The following is a 3,077-nucleotide window of genomic DNA, read 5'->3' on the forward strand; positions in this document are numbered from 1 at the left end:
GCTGGTACGAAGTAGTTTTGTCGGGCATTGCAACACCTTATACGAGACAAGTGTTGCACCTCGCTTTTGAGGCCGCCAAGAATTATGCGGACGCGAGCGAATGCAATGCGGCTCGATAGGCGTCGTCTTGGATAGCAGTCCTATGACATCAACGCTTAGTTCCTTTATATATAAAGTCGTCGCGACTCATTTTTGCTTGTGGCTCAGCACTGAGGAAAAATCGATGCTGGCCAGCAGGCTCGCCGAAGACCGCAGCACGGCATGCATGCACACGCCCAGAATGGCGATGCTGGTGACGGAAGGTGTGTCAGGGGTCATAGATTGTCATGGGTGGAGGCAGGCCGGGTGCGGCAACTATCTAACACGGGAGACATCGCCACCCGCGGTGTAAGCGGTCAGTGAAGCACGTCCTGCCCGCCAACTTGACCTATCGATTTTTTTCTGAGACGAGCTTGCCTAGTTTCCATGGAAGTAGAGCTTCGTAATCCTCTGCGGTCTTCGCGAGCGGCAGAGCCTTGAACAGGTCGACAAGATACGCATAGATATCGATGCGGTTCGCGACGCAGGTCTGGACGAGTGAATACAGGTTTGCCGAGGCCTTTGCGCCTCCTACGGTGTCCGAAAAAAGCCATGCCTTTCTCCCCAGGACAAACGGGCGGATCATGTTCTCACATAAATTATTGTCAACGGGCCATGCCGGATTCTCGACGTAGCGGATTAGCTTGGGCCATTGTCCCGCCGTGTAGTTCAAGGCCTTGCCCAGCAGCCCTGTGGGCGCGGTTGTTTCCAGGTACTCGTCGATCAGGGCCCTGATCTTCGTGAGCACCGCACGGCTATAGCGGCGGCGCAGGCGCGCTCGCCAGTGCGGTTTCTTGTCGGCATGCGATTCGGCCGCATAGAGCTTGCCGATCAGGTAGATAAACTGGGTGGACGGCTGATGGCTGCCACGGGCCTCTTTGGGCAATGCCGCCTCGGCTTCCACAAAATACCTCCTGCAGTGCGCCCAGCAACCAAGATGCACGAGTGCATTAGCCTTCGCGATCGTGTCATACGGTTTGTACCCGTCGGTCATCAGCACGGCGCCATGGCGCATGCCGGCCCACACGTCCGCACCAAGCTGTTGGGAGCGCCCCGGCGCATAGGTAAACAGGCGCACAGGTGGACCACTGCCGTTCATCTGGACCCAGACGTAACTCTTTGTCTGCGGTGCGCGCCCTAGCTCCTTGAGAACCTGCACGGTGGTTTCGTCGCCGAACCCGATCTCGCTGTCGAGCATCACATCACGCATCAGGTTGATGACGGGCTGTACCGAGTGTCCCAGGCGCACTACGCTTGCTGCCAGCGTGTTGCGCGAGATGTCGCCGCCAAAGCGGCGCAGCAGCGCGGCAATCCGGTACAGCGGCAAGCCGTCGATATACTTCGAGACGACGAACCACGCCAGCGCCCCTTCGGTGAACAGACCCTTGGGAATGATGCGCGCCCGCGCCGGCGTCACCTTCATGCCCTGGTCGCACTGCTGGCACGCGTACTTCACGCGCTCGTAACGGATCACCTGCACCTGCTGCGGAATGATGTCGAGCTGCTCGCTGACCTCGACGCCGATCTCCACGAGCACACTGCCGTCGTTCTGGCACACCCGTTCTTCTTCAGCGAGCTCGTAACGGATCACCTTGCGTGGCAATGCCGGGTCCAGCGGCTTGCGCCCGGGCTTGCCGCGCTTGTGGCCCGCCACCGACGTACTGTCTGTGTCGTCTTCCTGGGCGGGTAACGTGGCGGTCGTCGGAGCCAGCGCTTCCGCTTCATTGAGGAACAGGTCCCGCTGGGCAACGCTGCGTGCTTCGCTCTTCGCCCCGAACAGCCGTCGCTCGAATGCCTTCAGCTGTTCCTTGAGCAAATCACGCTCGACCTTCGTGACCCGCAGTTCGCCACGCAGCGCGTCGCGCTCGGCGAGCATCGCATCGCGTTCGGCGATGAGGGCAGCGAGTTCTTCGGCGGTGATCAAAATGCGGTTCATGCCACAACCATACCGGCTTGCGCTGCGAAATAGGTTTACGTCACCGCGCAAATTGTTGTGCCCGCGCCGCGCTCGCGCGACAGCGATACATCCTCCTCAGCTCACGCGTGCATAGTATCGCGCCGGGTGCTTGCGCATCGCTGTCAGATCAATGCCCTCCAGCAGCCAATGCAGTTGCTCGACGCTCAGTTCCAGTACTGGTTCGCTGCGCGGCCAGGCAAAGCGGTCAGCCTCCAGGCGGCGCAGCATCAGCCAGAACCCGTTACGCTCCCATAACAGAAGCTTCAGGCGATCGGCACGCCGGTTGCGGAACACGTAGACCGCCCGTGCGAACGGATCGAGTCCCAGTGCCTGCTCCACGATCGTCGAAAGGCCCGTAATGCCCTTGCGGAAATCGACGGCATCGCGGTGAACGTAAACCTTCAGATCAGCGTCGAACCGGAACATGGCACCTTCCCAGCGTCTCGATCATCGTCATCACCAGGCTTGAATCATCGCCGGCACATTCAAGGATGAGCTTCACACCGTTAGGCAGTTCGGCAATCAGTTGCGACGGCAGCGTGACGCGTTGCGCCTGCCGTGCGAGCGCAACCGGTGCCGCATGAGCCTCGCATGCCGTAACATCGGCATGTCCCGGCTGAACGACCGGGATGAACGTCGGCATTGCCTTGGCCACGCCGTTCGGCGCCCCATCACTGGTAGCATCGCTTTGATACTGACGAATCCATTTACGCAACAGGTTGGCGTTCAGGCCGTATTCCAGCGCCATCCCGGCGACGGACACCCCTGATCGCAGACAGGCCAGCACCAACTCACGCTTGGCCTGTTCATCAAAGCAACGGCGCTTGCCATCACGCTTAAAGCCCCTTACCAGCCGCTCCTTCAGATTCCTGTCCTCTGCCATGGGTAGTGTCCACTTGAAAGGGCGGATTCAACCGGTCGATGCAATAGCTTGATGGAATCTCTCAGCTGGTGTCTCGTAATCTAGCGTCTTTCTTGGACGCTCGTTCAGCCTCCTCGCCACGGCATTGAGTTTTGCTTGCGAATAAGTCGACAGATCGAT

General features: G+C 59.6%; 4 protein-coding genes and 1 pseudogene. All 5 read right to left on the reverse strand.

What is annotated here, in order from left to right; genetic code table 11:
* Positions 1-186: 186 nt before the first annotated feature.
* Positions 187-318: a hypothetical protein gene (locus tag AWB75_RS39240; protein ID WP_268807898.1), complete on the reverse strand. Its 132-nt coding sequence runs from the start codon at positions 316-318 to the stop codon at positions 187-189.
* Between the two features lie 109 nt (positions 319-427).
* Positions 428-2,014: an IS66 family transposase gene (tnpC, locus tag AWB75_RS36155; RefSeq protein ID WP_061128708.1), complete on the reverse strand. Its 1,587-nt coding sequence runs from the start codon at positions 2,012-2,014 to the stop codon at positions 428-430.
* Between the two features lie 96 nt (positions 2,015-2,110).
* The gene (gene tnpB, locus AWB75_RS36160; RefSeq protein WP_012250655.1) at positions 2,111-2,461 is read right to left on the reverse strand and encodes an IS66 family insertion sequence element accessory protein TnpB; all 351 of its coding nucleotides are present in this window, start codon (positions 2,459-2,461) and stop codon (positions 2,111-2,113) included.
* Positions 2,442-2,918 (reverse strand): IS66-like element accessory protein TnpA, encoded by a 477-nt coding sequence (gene tnpA, locus AWB75_RS36165; protein WP_061128709.1) that lies wholly within the window; start codon positions 2,916-2,918, stop codon positions 2,442-2,444. The genes tnpB and tnpA overlap by 20 nt, the downstream gene beginning before the upstream one ends.
* A 27-nt stretch (positions 2,919-2,945) precedes the next feature.
* A pseudogene (locus AWB75_RS36845) lies at positions 2,946-3,077 on the reverse strand (IS30 family transposase); the annotation flags it as partial.

This window comes from Caballeronia catudaia, assembly GCF_001544755.2.
Lineage (GTDB): Bacteria > Pseudomonadota > Gammaproteobacteria > Burkholderiales > Burkholderiaceae > Caballeronia > Caballeronia catudaia.

Bases quoted from the DNA above. Each gene is read 5' to 3' on its own strand.
- AWB75_RS39240 (WP_268807898.1), bottom strand. From the start codon at position 318: ATGACCCCTGACACACCTTCCGTCACCAGCATCGCCATTCTGGGCGTG.
- tnpC (WP_061128708.1), bottom strand. From the start codon at position 2,014: ATGAACCGCATTTTGATCACCGCCGAAGAACTCGCTGCCCTCATCGCC.
- tnpB (WP_012250655.1), bottom strand. From the start codon at position 2,461: ATGTTCCGGTTCGACGCTGATCTGAAGGTTTACGTTCACCGCGATGCC.
- tnpA (WP_061128709.1), bottom strand. From the start codon at position 2,918: ATGGCAGAGGACAGGAATCTGAAGGAGCGGCTGGTAAGGGGCTTTAAG.